Here is a 15,548-nt window from a genome sequence, read left to right on the forward strand (position 1 = left end):
AACCATCATATGGAAATGTGATTAGCCGAGCACAAGGTTAATTTTTCAAAAGGGGAGCTGGTCGGATTAAAGCGGCTGGTTCGTTTTGCTGCGAAGATCCCTGGTGTTTGCAATGCCAAAATAGGTACGATGTTAAAAGCGATAAATGATGAATACCACGATAATGGAATTTCCCGTTCTACGTTTAAACGGATGATTGGCAAGGCAAAAGCAGTAGGTATTTTCACTGTCTATGAAACGGAGCGGGGTAACGGTTCGCAGTCGAGTAATCTCTATATATTTAATCGTTTTCCCGTAAATGAACCACCCGAACAGAAAACAATGAACCACCCAATAGAAACTATTAATCTTTTAAAAACTGAAAAAGATCAAAAGATAAAAAAACGTAAAGAAGAACCGTCTGAATTAAATCACACCTTTGTGAGCAACCGTGTTCCACAGGAATTTGTTCAATTTGTTAGATGTTTCTTCGATGATGCCAAGTTAATCGAGGACTATTGGCATATGGTTCATATCCTGGCTTTTGACTATAAACTGCTTGAAGAAACAGATGTCGTTGTGGGAATCGCCATTGAATCCTTTAGACAACTGATTAGAAAACTAAAATTCACAAAGGCTGTTCGGAATCCGATTGCTTACTTCTTTGGAATCCTAAAAAAGAAGTTTTGCCGGTATTACGATGAGCGGTTAGAGGAAAAACGTGTAGAAGGAATCGTTGAAGATGAACCAATTCTCTATACTATTGCTGGTGAAACTTTCGAGTGGGATTGGTTGCATGGGGGAAGTGTGAAGATGGTTGGGTGAAGCAGGGGACAGTTCTTTTACTTCATCGAACACCTTTGGTGAATTAGAAGAAATGCAATTGTGTATCGAGATGATATCTTTTGCCGGATTTTAATTATAGAAACTCTCTAATTATCGATGCTGCTTCTTCCAAAGGAAACTATCATTTTGTAATTGGATAAACCAAACTCCCATAAAAAACGTGAACACTAATCTATCAGAAATAATTCCCTAGAAATATTTCGTGAAATTCGGGGGTCGCCACCTACGTGCTATCACTTAGGTGAACTAGGATTCAGACCCAATTTTCCGAGAGCGAAAAAAAGAGCATATTGGATTGAAATTATCGCCATTTCAAATTGTTTTTTGAATCATGGCAGTAGATATTTCCAAAACAAATGAACAATTGCCGTAAATTTGTTAAGGACTGACAGGCATTAGGTGCTTTAGCTTACAAAGGAAATAAATATTAATGTTTAATTTTATCTCCAGTGTTAAAATAAGGATATTATTATCAAATAATTTCAAAAGTAATGATGCCTTTACTTGCATAATAGGAGAGAATGAAAATGAAAGAAATTCAACAAAGAGTCTTAGCATTTCGCGATGAAAGAGATTGGAAACAATATCATAATGAAAAAGATTTGGCTATTTCTATTTCCCTCGAGGCAAATGAATTGCTGGAAAATTTTCAATGGAGAACAAGCGAAGAAGCAATCGTCGAATCCAAGCAAAATATAAAAGAAGAAATGGCGGATATTCTAATATACCTTGTCCAACTTGCTGATAAGCTGGAAATTAATCTTGAAGAAGAAGTCTTTGACAAGCTGGTTAAAAACGCTATTAAATACCCGGTGAACAGAAGTGGGGAAAAAGTTAAATGATTATTTATAATGAGACCTCTTCAAGCTTTTTAAACCATATTTATGAAAATAAAATTGGGTACGTTCTTAAGAAAAACGTTCTTGCAAAAATGAACAAGGTTGTTTCGGGAAGTGAATTAAGATCGTGGGAAAACTCACTTCCTCAAATGGCTAAGGTACTAAGGGATGCAGATTTAAAAGAGGATACACATGTCTTATTAGAATATAAGCTGCCTTCATCTGAAAAAAGAATCGACTTTCTCGTGGCAGGACAAGACGAACAAGGAACAAAAAATGCAATCATTATTGAGTTGAAACAATGGCAGAAAGCAAAAGTGGCTGAAGGAGATGGAATTGTTCGGACATTTCTAGGTGGAAGGGATCGAGAAACGGTTCATCCTGCCTATCAAGCATCTTCCTATAAGAGATATTTGCAGAATTTCAATGAGTCCTTATACAGTGACTCCACATCGATTCAGCTTCACTCGTGTGCCTATTTACATAATTATATTATGGCAAGTATGGGGGAGCCACTGCTGGATAAGCGTTACAGCAGTTATCTACAGGAATCTCCTGTGTACTTTCAATTCAGTGATCGGGACTTGGCAAAGAATATCCGAAAGTTGGTTTCAAAAGGGAATGGCATGGAAATTGCTGAAACCATAGAAAATGGAAAAATCAGACCTTCTAAAAAATTAGTTGAAACAGTAGGATCACTCATTGAAGGCAATGAAGAGTTCGTACTACTCGATGAGCAAAAGGTTGCCTATGAAAAAGTAGTGAGCAAATATAACCAATTTAAAGCACAAACAGATCAAAAACATGTAATTATTATTAAAGGTGGCCCAGGTACAGGGAAATCTGTCATTGGATTAAACTTAATGAGTTATATGCTAAAGTCGAAGGCATATGTGGAATATATAACACCTAACCAGGCATTTAGGGAAGTACTCCGTAAAAAGCTAATTGGGTCTTCAGGTCATGTGGAAGTGAGAGATTTATTTAAAGGGTCTGCCTCCTACGTGCATGCACCTGAAAATTATTTTGATGTCCTTATTTGCGATGAAGCACATCGACTAAAAGAGCAAGGACATATGAAAAAGAAGATTGAAGGAGAAAATCAAGTTACACAAATCATTCGATCGTCACGAATAAGCGTGTTCTTCATTGATGATTTTCAGAAAATCTCAAAAAAAGACATTGGAAGTGTAAAAGAGGTAGAAAAAGAAGCAGCCAGATTCGGAGCAGATATACATACGGTTGAACTTGAATCACAATACCGCTGTTCAGGATCAGGTAATTACATCTCATGGCTTGATAGTATTCTAAATTATGACCAAGAAGCATTTAAACTTGAAGGTGATTTTGATTTCAAACTGGTTTCCAGCCCTCAACAATTGAAAGAGGAAATAGTTGATAAACATGGGGGAAGATTGTTAGCAGGTTACGCATGGGATTGGACGAAAAATGTCGTGAATGGAAAGCTTGCTGATGATGTTGTCATTGAGGAGCATAATTTTGCGTTGCCGTGGAATGATCCAAATAGAATTGACTGGGCCATTCATCCAGAATGTGCCAACCAAATCGGTTGTATTCACACAGTTCAAGGCCTGGAAATGGATTATGTTGGTGTAATTATTGGAAAGGATTTAGGCTTTGATGAAGATACTCAAAAGCTCATTGTTAGACGAGATGAGTTTAAAGACAAAGGAGCAAAACCAGCTAAACCGAAGAAAGGCGCGGTTGACCCGCTCGTTGACCTTGTTCGGAATACATATAGAACGTTAATGACTAGAGGAATGAAGGGTTGTTACGTTTATTGTTGTGATAAGGGGTTGGAGAAATATATCCAAGAAAGAAGTAAGTGAAGTATTGAAAAGTTGAAATGGAAATATGATCGAAAATCATTTTAAGATAAAAATGGATACTCAAAAATACATGTTGGATCAAAACGGATTATAACCTTAAGGGTCAGACCCCCGACGTGATGTGAGCGTGAAGCCCTAGGCAATTATGGCGGAGACCGTCAAAGTAAAAATTTCGGACGAATGGATTGTCCTGCGGCCGTTCGTGCAATAAAATTTTCGTATGTCAAAATGGTGAGTTACTGATGTATTAACACGTTTTCATGGGCACTTGGTCCCGAGATTCGAAGGGCAAAACTTTGCCTACTTCTATACTGAGGATGCAGAAACCCAGAATGAAGAAGAGACAAAATTAGACGAGACAAAAAGAAATATCATAGAAACTATAAAGGTATTGGCTTAAAACCCAATACCTTTTTGATTGCTAATTATATTGGCTATTTTCAATTCAAAAAGATATCCAAAACCGTAAATATTTTAGCTATCTTTCTTCCTTTTCTACTTAAAAACTGACCTCCTTATTAATTCAAAGCCACTCCTTGTTTTGTTCCGCAAAAAGACTTTCGTAAGTTACAACGCTAATATTGACCAAATATCGAATAAACGGTGAACAAACTGTCACAAGTAAAATAATAAATAATCATGGCGTTCTAAGCCTCAAAAATAAAAGTTTGTTAAGAGAATTTTGGATTGATTGTTGGTAAAACCGCTTATTCAAAAACAAAAATGATATTTTACTATAGTTATAAAATTTGTCAAGGTTCTGCAGAATACAGGACAAAGGAACAACATGAAGTGTAAATTCAACGAATGAGTATAGGAAAATTCCAATTTACAATTGTAGTTCGATATCAATATAATATTGTCGAAAGGGGTGATGATGATTGTCAAATCATGACTTTAGAACCATTATTGAAGGAATTGACTATAATCAGTTTGGAAAAAAGGTACTTGCTACCCAATTACGATTTTCAACATTGGAAGCACTTTTTGAAGTGGATCAAGAGGTACAGCGAAAATTAGATACGCAGCGAAGATCGGAAATAAGAGAGTTTATTTTAAAATCATTAAAGGGAAAGGATTTTTATTTTTCACCATTTATCTTTTCTGCAAGGGGGGCATTTAACAACACTGAACATGGCTGGGCGTTAGAACCAGGCACTAAGCTATACATATTGGATGGACAACACAGAAGCTCCGCGATGTCTTCAGCATTAAGCCACTTAAAATCCCAAAAGGAAACAGCGGAAGAAATGGGAAACGATAAAGAAGCAAAGATCATCCAAGGGTACATCGAGAAGCTGAGAGATTATCCAGTGGCGATGCAGGTGTATTTGGATTTAACACAGGAAGAAGAGAGGCAGCTTTTCACGGATATCAATACAGAGCGAAAGGAAGCGCATATTGGGTTAATTATGCAATACGACCATCGTGACGAATATACAGAACTAACAAGAAAGGTAGCCAAACGATTGCAGTCAGAATTTGAGATTGAACAAGAACTATCCCGTCTAACAAACTATAATTCATCTGTTACCTCATTGACGATTATGAAAAAATGCTTATTGGCTATGTTTGAAGGGAACTTAACCGTAAAAAAGGGAGAGGCGAATTTCGGAAACTATAAACCAAATGAAATTATCGCCATTTCACAATTATTTTTTGAAACATGGCAGCAGATATTTCCTAAACAAATGGCCAATCGCCGTAAATTTGTGACCGGACTGACAGGCATACAAGTGGCCTTAGCTTACACCGTTTTTCATCTCACCAAGAATTACTCTATTTCTCATCAAGAAGCCATCATGCAGCTTAGTAAATTAAAAAAACATTGCACATGGGAACATGATCATCCACTATTTACACATCTATACGACCCTGGAACCAGGAGAATTAAGCATCATTCTTCCACAACAGCTATTCAAAAAACAGCATGGAAATTTAAGGCGATGATAGATAAAGAAAGGATTGGATCCACTTGATCGTGAACAATGTATTTTCCAAGCGGCAAGCGATGGTTACCTACACCATTCAAGAGCTGACAACACTTATCCAAAACGGGCAAGTGAAATTACGAGAGGTAAACAAATTGCATGTCAGAGCAATTAAAAAATATATTCTTGAAAACGTTTTAACTGAACAGATTTATTTTCCGCCATTAGTTGCAGCAGCCGAAAGATTAGGTGAGGACAAGCCTTTAGAACTGATGATTATTGATGGGAACCAACGATTAAAAGCATTTTGCCAGATTGAAGAAATGGGAAGCCGAGAGGTAAAGAGTGACAATGAGGAACACATGAAAATAGGCTACAAACTTCTTCAGTTCCTTCAAAAAACGGAAGTAGCCGTGCAAATCTTTGAAGGTTTGGCAAAGGAAGAGGCAGATCAGTTATTTATTGACCTGAATACGAAGGGAAAAAAGGTAGCATTATCAAAGAGGATTGCTTTCGACTCCAGAAAAGAATTGAACAAAATCACCAATACCATTTTAAAAAACAATAAACAGCTTAAGATTGCCGGTGTAGAGATTGAGAAAAGGGCGATTGTTCGGCCAACGAATAAGAAATTGCTGTCATTGTCACAGTTGCGCCAGATAGTGGCTATTTTTCTGACTGGAAGAATGATTCATCGTGTGGTAGATGATTACTATGAAGCAAATCTCGCAGCCAATGACTATATTAAACTCATTACGGTTTGGTTCAATGAATTATTTCAGCAGTATCCGCCAGACCGAATGGGAGACTTTGAAGAATCCATGTTAGCCAATTTCCCGCTACTTTTGAGCGTTGCCTATTATGTTAATAAAGGCATGGAAAAACAATCATTTGAAGAGCGGCAGCAAGAAATGTTTCACCGAATGGAACGGTTAAGACAAGTAGATTGGAAGCGAGATAATCCTGTATGGAAAAATTATAAGGGTGTTATTAGATCAGGTTATTATTTTTTATCGAATGACAAAAAGAATATTGAAAAACTAGTTGCTTTGCTGGAGCAGCAAGGGAGGTGAGGGAAATGTGAAAAAAGGTAAAAAACTCATAGGCGGCTAAGTCTTGCCGGACATCGCCCATGAGTTTCAGCAGTTGGGTATACCAACTTGAAGTTTAGTATACCCTTTTTCGTAAAAAAATCATAGATGTAAGATTAAAAGAATATATGAAAGAAGGTATATTGGATGGACTTAATGTATGATTATTTAATTAATGAAAAAACTGTGTTGTTTTACGGAGTATTATATGAAAACGGCGAATTATTTACGCATGTGATCGATCAGGACGACGAGTTTTTGGTAGCGATGTCACCAGTCCAGCTGATAGACAAGTCCCTCATAAGTTATGGCTCTAGCATTAAGGGGGCTCTCCATAGCTCGGCTCAGCTGCTTGGTAAAAATCATAGGATGTATCCAATTAAAATAGATGCATGTTTAGACATTTGGCTATTTCCAACAAAGTCTTATAAGAATGAAACCTGCATTTGGTTTGCACTCAACCATGTGAAGAGAATACTACCGCTTGGTATTAAATTTACAAAAGTATGCTTAAGTTATGGACATACGATTGAAATTGTCATGAGAGAATCAGCATTTCGTGAAAAACGCTTGACCGCAGAAGAATTAAAAGAAAAAATAACAACTAACACAAAAAACTCTATGAATTTCATGGTCGAACCAAAGAAAGGATTTGTGATTAAAGAGGAAAAAGGCAAGTATAAGTGTAGGGTTAGAAATAAAGATAAGGTAATGAAAGATTAGCAAAGTAGAAATGAACTATACCTTTATGGAAAATTGATAAATAATGAAAAATATTTAAGGTCAGATCCCCGACGTGTGCTAACGCTTTAGCACACCGGGGGTCTGACCCTAATCTTTAAGTATATTTTTGGCAAAGACACTCCTTAAAAATCAAGATGGGTTGAATACAATTTTTATGGATGACCCTATACACCATTTAGATAACCTAAATATACCTTCTTTTATTGATTTATTACGAACTATTACAAACCAACTTCATAAACAGGTCATACTTTCAACTCATAATGAGAATTTCTATAAATTAATTAAAAGGAAATTGGATCCAAAATTTACAAGATTGAAGTTTATTGAATTTGAACCCTTCGGTAAAATTCGAAATCAATAATACTATAATTACCAGTTCTTTGAAATGATATATTCTACTTGAAAAAAAATGCATACATCCCCCATTAAATTAAACTGTGATGATAAAGAGTAAAATGGTGTAGGGATTCAATGAATAACCGTAGAGATAGACTTTTGGAACGGTGATATAAAGCCATTTGTTCGGGAGGGAATGGGGACTGGTGTCCTCCACAGTCTTCAAAACTGCTTGAGACCTGCGTGCCAGGTCTGCTGGGTTCGATTCCCAGGCGGTCCCGCCAACACAATTATTTCAACGTTTATAATAAAATTTTCCCTCCACAGTCTAAACCGTGTTTTTTGGCTAGACTGGTGAAGACTGATTGTCGAGACTGTGGAGGAGAATTACTCTTAGTCACCTATAAAAATTCATAGGGGGCTATTTTTATGCAAAAGAAAACAGTACGCAAGTATAAGCGTGGAGAAAGCACTGGCAGAAATTCAAAGAAGATATTGGATGCTTTAACGCTAGATGAGATGTTCCATAAGTTTATGACATTTAAGAAAACAGAAGCACTAGCACCAAGAACAATCCAAGAGTACTATATACACTTTGAATATCTAAAAGAGTTTCTTGGTGATGATAGGACGAATGAAAATGTAACATTAGAGGATTTCCGTGGGTATATTGGTTATATGCTCCACGATAAACAACTATCACCAATGACCGTTAATATTAGAATAAGGACAATGAGGGCGTTCATTCGATTCTGTTATACTGAAGGATATATTGAGACACCTATCTATGAGAATTTTAAACCAGTCAAAGCACCTGAGGATACACTGGAATCATTTACACAAGCAGAAATAAAGAAGCTACTTGGAGTTATAGATGAAGAATTGTATACTGGATTTCGTGACAAAGTCATAGTATTTGTACTACTTGATACTATGGTTAGAATTTCTGAATTGGTATCCATGTAGCGGAGTAATGTCGATTTAAAAAATGGGGTTATTAGACTTGAAGCTATGGGTACGAAAACGAGGAAAGCAAGAGAAGTACCAATTTCAACTAAAACCGCTAAGTTACTGAAAGAGTATATTCAAGAGACCGAAGATTTTCGTGATGAATATTTATTCCTTACTTATGATGGACATCAAATGAATTATGCAACAGTTAGACTTAACTTAACGGATTATGGTAAAAAGGCTGGGATCACTAACAAACGTGTTTCCCCCCATACATTCAGGCATACTGGTGCATTATTCTATATTATGAACGGTGGAGATCCATTTAGTTTGCAAAAGATTTTAGGGCATAGCGATATGAGTATGACACGAAAATACATTCAAATGACTGATACGGATGTTAGAAGACAACATAATTCATATTCACCAATAAATAGCATATTCGGGAAATGATAAATAACCGTTCCATAAATTGGAGCGGTTATTATGTTTTAAAAAAAAGGAAAAAAAGAGTGACTCAACCAGCAGCTCTTCAGATAAATTTATAAACATTGGTTATACATCATTCAACTTACCTTTAAAAAAATTCACGAAATTGTATCATTTCATTGATAACTTGGTCGACTGTCTTGAAGATAACAAAACATTGATTAGTTTTATCTTGCAACGGATTTAAATGTAGATATAAATGTTGCCATACTCCACTTCACGTAGAACTTCCTGGGTGTAGGCATTACAAAATTGCAATATGTACAATAAAAGCACCTCCCAAAATAATTACATTCAAATCATAACTTATTTGTAAAATGTTGTATTACTATAATTATGAAAAAAGAGTGAAATTTTGCCTCTCGACTCAGGTAAGAATGTTGAAAAGAGTAATATATTATTGGATAATTATAGTAAAAATAAATAGATTAAGGTGAGAATAATGGGGGAAAAAAGTAGACAACATTACGTTCCAAAGTTTTATCTAAGGAATTTTTCAGATAGTAAAAAGTCCATAGACACCTACAATATTGCCAACTCAAAATATATTCCAAACGCATCTATAAAGGATATGTGCCAAAAGCACAATTTTTATGGTTCTGATAAAAAAGTTGAAGATTTCTTAAATGTAGAAATTGAAGCTAAAGCTTCACCCATCATTAAAAATATTCTTGATACGAATAAATTCCCAAATGATTTAGAGGAATACATGCAACTTCTTATGTTTTTACTTGTTAGTGAAGCAAGAAATTTGAAAATGGCGGAATCAACTAACAATATGTTCGATTTTATAGCAAAAACAATGTTAAAGGAGCATCCTGATTTTAAAGAAATGGATTTAGACTCATTTAAAATGGAAGTGAAGGAACCTGCTAATCACAGTATAAAATTTGCTCTAGAAAGTACACCTTATGTTCTTGATTTAGAGCGGATCCTACTTGTAGAACAAACAGGAGCAAGGAGATTTATTACATCTGATAATCCTTTGGTTCGATATGATTCTTTTTACCTTAGTAAAAGGTACCTTGGTGGTTTTGGTTATATGACAAGAGGATTGCAATTGTTTTTCCCAATTTCACCGAATAAATGTATATTGCTTTATGACAGTAAAGCGTATGACATTCCGGAAGTAAAAAATGGCATCTTGACTTTAAGAAAAGCGAGAGATGTGGATCAATTAAATGAGCTCTTTTATTTAAACGCTTATAATAATGTGTTTTTTAATCAAAAAACCAAAAAAGATTATATTGAAGGAATACATCAGAAGAACAAACGAATGCCGAGGATTAGTGAATTGGAAAGAGAAGTCGCATCCTTTAAATCAGTTGATTCGAATGGTGCGTTAGTTCATCTTAGTCAAAATAGGGTTACTAAGAAAATGAACTTTTCTTGGATTAAAAGCTCACAATTTGCCAATAGCCTACAAATTCCAGCTCATATGGGTGGTCTTAATAGAATGGAATCACCATTTATTAGACAATTTATAGAGGAACAAAGGACTAAGTTCGCCAAGGAAAGACAGCCATCAGCAGGTAAATACTTTAGAGAAGAAAGATAGGGGTTTGTTAAAACATTCATAGCTTAATTGCCAAAAACAATAAAAGTTTTACTTATGAGGTGGATTATTTTGGGTGACATCCTTAGGACAGATGAATTAGAAAATGCAATTGATTTCTTAGAGAAAGCAACTTATCACTTCAATAACAAAGAGGATAGTTACTGGTTTAAATGGCTTATGTTTTCGCTACATGGAGCTCTTTATGGCTTTGGTGTTTGTGCGGTTAAAGGTACTAGCACTGAAAGAGTATTAGAAATGAAATTAGGAGAAAAGAAATTTGAGCAAAAGAAACAAGAAACTGTAGAGTATTATAGAAATATAGGGTTCGAAGTAAAAGATGATAAATTATTAGATAGTACTGTTTGGTATAATCAAAGTCAACTCCTAAATATATGGCTTATATTGAAATACTGTCAGGATGAATCTTACATGACGCAACGATTGGATAGTAAAGTCCTGAAAATTACAGAACTACAACAAGAAGCTATAGATAAAATGATATTATATAGAAATGATTTTGCTCATTTTAAACCAAAAGGATTATCTGTGATAACAGAGGGTGCAGATTGGATTGTTAATGAAGTGATTGTTGTAATTAAATTTCTTGCTTTGGAATCAAATAATGTTAATTACTTTAAAGAAGCGAATAAGGTAAAAGTAATACAACTTTTCGAACAATTTTTGAGATAGCAGGAATATCCTTCCTTTTACTTGAATTATATTAGTGATATTCGGGGAAAGGAGGGGTGAGTGTTGAATAAGGAAGAACTAAGGTTAAGTATTCTTAGACAACTGGGGGATGGAAAGCAACCTAAACATGAAGATTATAATGTAGATGAAGAGTTATGGAGAAGTACAGCATCGTTTTTAAAAGATGAAGGGTATATAAAAAACATAACAATATCTAAAAATACTAAGTACATGTTTGCAGAGTTAACTCAAGATGGAGAAGAATATTTAAAAGAAAAATCTATTTAAAAAGATTGTATGAAGGCATCTCTTCGAGGGGGTGCCTTTTGGATGCAGTGAGATGGATAAATACCCTTTCAAAACTTAATTTCGTCTTAGAGGCTCTTATCTGCATAATGTATCTTTCAAGTTTCGAAATAAAATCTCACATTTCGGGAAAAAACTTTTGTGACCGAAGTTCGATGCGTGGTGCCCTGAAAGAAGAAGTATTTCTCAAATATTCTAGGGGGGGATGAACAGAAATGATTAAGGTTCCGTGACTTATTATGTTTTTGTTATTGATGTCGACCTTCTTTTAGGTCCCTCACTATAAATGATTCTATATTTCCGTTTCCTCTTAAGTACAAAAAAAGAGCATGATTGCCCTAATTTAAATTAAATATTCCGTAACATCTAGATCGGCTATCCGACCCCTTTTAAAATAAAATTTTCTGCCTTTTTCAATTATGTCAATATGCCAATGAAAGCGATTGTTAGCATGTGATGTACGCAAGAACTCTATATTTTTTTCAAATTCATGCATTAAGGGTTCCTGTTGTTCTTCAACATATCCATAATCCAATAGTATATTTGGATCTTTTTCATACCAGTCCAATTCTGATTGGTTAGTCGAATAATAACCATTGAATTTATAGAACATATTTCTCTATCTCACTAACTTATTATTTAATTCCATATTATAACATTATGCTATACTTAAATAAGAATTATTAAGGAACTTTTAGGAGTGTTGATGTTGGACCATATAATTGCCAAAATTATCGAGTTTCGAAACGAAAGAGATTGGAAGCAATACCATAATCCAAAAGATCTGGCGATTTCTATTTCACTTGAAGCAAGTGAACTATTAGAAAATTTCCAATGGAGAGGTAGTGAAGAAGCAGTTAGTGAAAAGATTGGAAATATTAAGGATGAATTAGCAGATGTGCTAATCTATTCTTTGCTACTAGCAAATGAGCTAGACCTTGATATCCAGCAGATAGTTGAAAGTAAAATTGAAAAAAACAAAGTAAAGTACCCTGTAGAAAAGGCTTACGGTAACAAAACCAAATATACTGAATTATAGGAGTGAGAATAAATGAGTAGAGTAATACTTCAACCAACTGGAAATAAAGATGCTAGAGAACACTATGTTGATACTCTTTTAGCACCTGTACGTATCTCAAGAATAAAACCCTTTGTAACACAAGCGGAATTTGACCATTTGTCAGAAATTTATCCTAACGGGGAAGTACCAACATGGGGAGTTACAACAGGAGTAAAAATGTAAATGCTAATAAATGGGACAGAATACAGCCAGCAGATATAACGTTTTTCTCAGCCAACAGAACCCTGTACTCTTATGGATTTGTAACATATAAGATTCACAATAAATCTTTAGCTGAGGAACTTTGGGGTTATAATTCAAAAGGAGAAACATGGGAATATATCTATTTTCTTGATGAAATCAGAGAACACACTATTCCAATTGCTCTGTTCAATGACATCGTAGGTTATTCAGAGAATTACATGATACAGTGTTTTACGGTACTTGATGAGGATAAGAGTAATGCTCTTTTAACCTACTTTGATTTAGAAAGTGAGACTGCTATTCAGCCTGTTAGTCAGGATAAATATAAGGAAAATATTGACAGTTTCAAAGTAGAGGATCTAGATATTGAGGGCAAATCAAAAAATAGAGCTGAACAAAGCTTTCTACGAAAGACACTCTTCGGAAATAAAACAATTGAAGCATGTGGCATATGCGGGAAAGAATATCCGATTTCGTTCTTAGTAGCATCTCACATTAAGAAAAGATCGTTTTGTACAAATGAGGAAAAACTCGATTATAACAACATAGTAATGCCTATGTGTAAGTTTGGTTGTGATGATTTGTTTGAAAAGGGATATATCTCTGTTGCAAATAGGAAAGTGTTAGTTAATAAAAAGGTAGCAACTGAACCTCTGAATAGCTATCTTAATAGTATTAAAGGTAAAGACTGTGAATCTTGGAATAACAGTACCGAAATATTCTTTGAATGGCATCGTAACCATCACTCTATTTAAGCTGATTTTAGTAATTTGTTGTTTATTTAATTTAATAAGACAAAATAACTGGGTAATATTTTCCTTAAATCCATTGAAAGGATAGAGAATGTTGAAATCTGTAAACTTATTATCATTAGTAAACGCAGCTAACGATTTATCATCTGTCGTTTATAAAATGTATAAAGAAAATTTTAGAATCAAGTTAAAAGAAAATGAAATAAAGGATATAGAGTCTCTTGTAAATCAACTTAATACTCACTCTCGTAATCCCTATATTTATGATGGATATTATAGCGGTTACACTATAGGTCAGATAAGTAAGGAATTTGACCTCTTAAGGTTCGGTTTATCCAACATAATTAATATTGAACTTAAAACAGAAAACACAGGAGACAGAATGAAGGAGCAACTTCTTAAAAATAAATACTACCTGAGTTTTATTGGGAAAGAGGTAATAAGTTTTACTTTTGTTGCAGAGGAAGAAAAGCTATATTATATAGACGATAATGAAAATCTCATAGAAACAGACTTTCCTTTTTTAATTTCTAATTTGCTCGAACAGGAATTGGAGTCTATTGATGATATTGACAAAATGTTTGACCCATCAAACTATTTGGTCTCGCCATTTAATTCAACAGAGGCTTTTTTGGAAGGTAGATATTTTTTAACTGATCATCAAGTAAATATAAAGAAAGAGATTTTAAGTTTAAGCAACTTTAATGCACCTTGTTACATTTCAATTGAAGGTTCTGCGGGGACTGGTAAAACACTTCTAACTTATGATATTGCAAAGGAATATATTAATGATTCAAAGAAGGTGCTAATTTTTCATTGTGGGAGACTTAATAGTGGTCATCATAAACTACGTGATAATTATTCATGGGAAGTTTCAAACATAAAATACCACGAATCATTTACTTTAAGTATGTATGACCTAATAATAATTGATGAAGTTCAGAGGGTATTTATTAATCAGATTGAGAAGTTTTTAAACAATGTGAAAAGTACTAATGCTAAATGTATTTTCTCTTATGACTCTCAGCAATGTCTTGCCAGGTGGGAGATAGATTGGAATATACCTCAATTTATTAAAGATCAAGTCTCACCTCATCATTTTAAGCTGTCCGAAAAAATTAGAACAAACAAAGAAATAGCAGCGTTCATAAAAAATTTATTTGACCTATCTAAAAGAAATCCTAACCAAGACTATACTAATGTTAATGTTCAATATTTCTCGGATTATATAGATGCTAGGAAGTATATGGACGTGCTGAGATATAATGGATGGAAAATGATTAATTACACACCTTCTCAATATACTAGATATCCATATGAAGATTACAAAAGCAGTTCAGAAGATACCGCACATCTTGTCGTTGGACAAGAGTTTGATAATGTAATTGCAGTCATAGATCAATATTTTTATTATGCGGAAAATGGAAAATTATCTACTCGTGGTTACCCGTTAAAACCATATTATCATCCAACTAAAATGCTTTATCAGATAGTAACTAGGACTAGAAAAAAACTTACTGTCATTATCATTAAAAATGAAGCTGTACTTAATGAATGTCTCAAAATATTGAAGTGAAACTAACTAATTTTGTTAGTGAGGAACAATGTAAATTTCTGATGGAAAGCAATCTGATGAACAAATTTTCATTTCGGAATTTTTTGTCACCTGACTTGGAGGCGTGGTATTCACTCATTCAGTCAAAATTATACAAGAGAAGGGGGGAGATTCCGGGAAATATCACTTAAAAAAATTTGAACAGCTAGTGCTAAGCACTGCTTCACTTTAGCTTGAGAACTTCCTACACAGAGTTACTCAACTGTTTAACAGATTTTTTACAGTAATAGCACTGAAAGATTCATCGTTGGCCCCTAAAGTTAAGAAACCCCTCATAATGAAAAATATTAAACTTAGCAGAACT

Annotated in this window: 14 protein-coding genes, 1 tRNA gene and 1 pseudogene; all 16 read left to right on the plus strand. The window is 34.4% G+C overall.

The annotated features are described in order from the left end of the window. Positions 1 to 129: 129 nt before the first annotated feature. The 16 genes and pseudogenes from BABA_RS10180 to BABA_RS10255 all read left to right on the plus strand — a co-directional run bounded on the left by BABA_RS10180 (position 130) and on the right by BABA_RS10255 (position 15,205). On the plus strand, positions 130 to 804 hold the full coding sequence (locus tag BABA_RS10180; protein WP_007085094.1) for a hypothetical protein: 675 nt from the start codon (positions 130 to 132) through the stop codon (positions 802 to 804). 548 nt (positions 805 to 1,352) lie between these two features. Next, the gene (locus BABA_RS10185) at positions 1,353 to 1,667 is read left to right on the plus strand and encodes a nucleotide pyrophosphohydrolase (protein ID WP_007085095.1); all 315 of its coding nucleotides are present in this window, start codon (positions 1,353 to 1,355) and stop codon (positions 1,665 to 1,667) included. Then, the gene (locus BABA_RS10190) at positions 1,664 to 3,514 is read left to right on the plus strand and encodes a DUF2075 domain-containing protein (RefSeq protein WP_007085096.1); all 1,851 of its coding nucleotides are present in this window, start codon (positions 1,664 to 1,666) and stop codon (positions 3,512 to 3,514) included. Before BABA_RS10185 ends, BABA_RS10190 begins: the two co-directional genes overlap by 4 nt. An 881-nt stretch (positions 3,515 to 4,395) precedes the next feature. Then, positions 4,396 to 5,493, plus strand: coding sequence for a DNA sulfur modification protein DndB (locus tag BABA_RS10195; RefSeq protein WP_007085097.1), 1,098 nt, complete (start codon positions 4,396 to 4,398; stop codon positions 5,491 to 5,493). A gap of 2 nt (positions 5,494 to 5,495) precedes the next feature. Then, the gene (locus BABA_RS10200; RefSeq protein WP_157273160.1) at positions 5,496 to 6,518 is read left to right on the plus strand and encodes a DNA sulfur modification protein DndB; all 1,023 of its coding nucleotides are present in this window, start codon (positions 5,496 to 5,498) and stop codon (positions 6,516 to 6,518) included. Positions 6,519 to 6,683: 165 nt separating this feature from the next. Next, the gene (locus BABA_RS10205; protein WP_007085099.1) at positions 6,684 to 7,259 is read left to right on the plus strand and encodes a competence protein ComK; all 576 of its coding nucleotides are present in this window, start codon (positions 6,684 to 6,686) and stop codon (positions 7,257 to 7,259) included. Positions 7,260 to 7,811: 552 nt separating this feature from the next. Further along, a tRNA-Sec gene (locus tag BABA_RS27290) sits at positions 7,812 to 7,903 on the plus strand. 145 nt (positions 7,904 to 8,048) lie between these two features. Then, positions 8,049 to 8,585 carry a tyrosine-type recombinase/integrase gene (locus BABA_RS28060; protein WP_007085100.1) on the plus strand — a complete coding sequence of 179 codons (537 nt, stop codon included), beginning with the start codon at positions 8,049 to 8,051 and terminating at the stop codon, positions 8,583 to 8,585. 15 nt (positions 8,586 to 8,600) lie between these two features. After that, positions 8,601 to 9,023, plus strand: a pseudogene (locus BABA_RS28065) (tyrosine-type recombinase/integrase); the annotation flags it as partial. A gap of 478 nt (positions 9,024 to 9,501) precedes the next feature. Continuing rightward, entirely contained in the window at positions 9,502 to 10,617 is a 1,116-nt protein-coding gene (locus BABA_RS10220; RefSeq protein ID WP_007085102.1) for a DUF4238 domain-containing protein, read from the plus strand. 69 nt (positions 10,618 to 10,686) lie between these two features. Beyond that, positions 10,687 to 11,307: a hypothetical protein gene (locus BABA_RS10225; protein ID WP_007085103.1), complete on the plus strand. Its 621-nt coding sequence runs from the start codon at positions 10,687 to 10,689 to the stop codon at positions 11,305 to 11,307. 63 nt (positions 11,308 to 11,370) lie between these two features. Further along, positions 11,371 to 11,595 (plus strand): YjcQ family protein, encoded by a 225-nt coding sequence (locus tag BABA_RS10230; RefSeq protein WP_007085104.1) that lies wholly within the window; start codon positions 11,371 to 11,373, stop codon positions 11,593 to 11,595. Positions 11,596 to 12,319: 724 nt separating this feature from the next. Beyond that, the gene (locus BABA_RS10245) at positions 12,320 to 12,652 is read left to right on the plus strand and encodes a nucleotide pyrophosphohydrolase (RefSeq protein WP_007085107.1); all 333 of its coding nucleotides are present in this window, start codon (positions 12,320 to 12,322) and stop codon (positions 12,650 to 12,652) included. A gap of 12 nt (positions 12,653 to 12,664) precedes the next feature. Then, positions 12,665 to 12,856 carry a hypothetical protein gene (locus tag BABA_RS26005; protein ID WP_051186035.1) on the plus strand — a complete coding sequence of 64 codons (192 nt, stop codon included), beginning with the start codon at positions 12,665 to 12,667 and terminating at the stop codon, positions 12,854 to 12,856. Continuing rightward, on the plus strand, positions 12,826 to 13,632 hold the full coding sequence (locus BABA_RS10250) for an HNH endonuclease (protein WP_007085108.1): 807 nt from the start codon (positions 12,826 to 12,828) through the stop codon (positions 13,630 to 13,632). The genes BABA_RS26005 and BABA_RS10250 overlap by 31 nt, the downstream gene beginning before the upstream one ends. A gap of 88 nt (positions 13,633 to 13,720) precedes the next feature. Beyond that, positions 13,721 to 15,205 (plus strand): ATP-binding protein, encoded by a 1,485-nt coding sequence (locus tag BABA_RS10255; RefSeq protein WP_007085109.1) that lies wholly within the window; start codon positions 13,721 to 13,723, stop codon positions 15,203 to 15,205. Positions 15,206 to 15,548 lie beyond the last annotated feature (343 nt).

The sequence above is a fragment of the Neobacillus bataviensis LMG 21833 genome (genome assembly GCF_000307875.1).
GTDB classification, from domain to species: Bacteria; Bacillota; Bacilli; order Bacillales; family Cytobacillaceae; genus Neobacillus; species Neobacillus bataviensis.

Coding starts and splice junctions, on each gene's coding strand:
- BABA_RS10180 (WP_007085094.1), top strand. CDS start 130: ATGTTAAAAGCGATAAATGATGAATACCACGATAATGGAATTTCCCGT.
- BABA_RS10185 (WP_007085095.1), top strand. CDS start 1,353: ATGAAAGAAATTCAACAAAGAGTCTTAGCATTTCGCGATGAAAGAGAT.
- BABA_RS10190 (WP_007085096.1), top strand. CDS start 1,664: ATGATTATTTATAATGAGACCTCTTCAAGCTTTTTAAACCATATTTAT.
- BABA_RS10205 (WP_007085099.1), top strand. CDS start 6,684: ATGGACTTAATGTATGATTATTTAATTAATGAAAAAACTGTGTTGTTT.
- BABA_RS28060 (WP_007085100.1), top strand. CDS start 8,049: ATGCAAAAGAAAACAGTACGCAAGTATAAGCGTGGAGAAAGCACTGGC.
- BABA_RS10220 (WP_007085102.1), top strand. CDS start 9,502: ATGGGGGAAAAAAGTAGACAACATTACGTTCCAAAGTTTTATCTAAGG.
- BABA_RS10245 (WP_007085107.1), top strand. CDS start 12,320: ATGTTGGACCATATAATTGCCAAAATTATCGAGTTTCGAAACGAAAGA.
- BABA_RS26005 (WP_051186035.1), top strand. CDS start 12,665: ATGAGTAGAGTAATACTTCAACCAACTGGAAATAAAGATGCTAGAGAA.
- BABA_RS10250 (WP_007085108.1), top strand. CDS start 12,826: ATGGGGAGTTACAACAGGAGTAAAAATGTAAATGCTAATAAATGGGAC.
- BABA_RS10255 (WP_007085109.1), top strand. CDS start 13,721: ATGTTGAAATCTGTAAACTTATTATCATTAGTAAACGCAGCTAACGAT.